At 68.2% G+C, this 472-nt stretch carries 1 pseudogene; it reads right to left on the bottom strand.

Annotation, left to right across the window (positions count from 1 at the left end):
* Positions 1–208 (bottom strand): annotated as a pseudogene (locus LPA54_RS37660) (hypothetical protein); the annotation flags it as partial.
* Between the last annotated feature and the right edge of the window lie 264 nt (positions 209–472).

Below are 472 nucleotides of genomic sequence, written 5' to 3'. Positions count from 1 at the left end.
CGATCACTCGCATCCGGCTCACCAAGAACACCTCTCGCCGGTTGACGTGCAGCGCGTACACCTCGTCTCCGGCGCGGGCACCCGTCCACGCGGGCAGAGATGAGTGAACGCCGCTGAAGGCGACCGGTGGTCGCTCGCCCACACGGCCCGCCTTGCGCAGCGCACGGCACGTGTCATGAGTCCACAGGACGGTGAAGGCATCGGACATGCCGTGATCCTATGAACGGGTACTGACAGCGCGGGACCATGCCCGCGGGTGCGGGGATCGTCCCCAGTCGGACTACGACTACCTGCGGAAATGGCTCCGCGGGCGGGAGATCCGCCACCGTGTGCCGCTGCTTCCCGCACCCGCGCGGGGATGGCCCCACCGTCTGACAACGGAGCACCGCCCGCTGGGAGTTCAGCGGGCGGCGTTCCACTCTCGGTCGAGGATGGCATGCACGACGGAGTCACGCCACTTCCCGGCCTTGAA

Source organism: Streptomyces sp. DH12 (genome assembly GCF_020873895.1).
GTDB lineage: Bacteria > Actinomycetota > Actinomycetes > Streptomycetales > Streptomycetaceae > Streptomyces.
The sequence above is the reverse complement of the archived record's forward strand: the minus strand, read 5'-3'. Positions and strand labels throughout refer to the sequence as shown.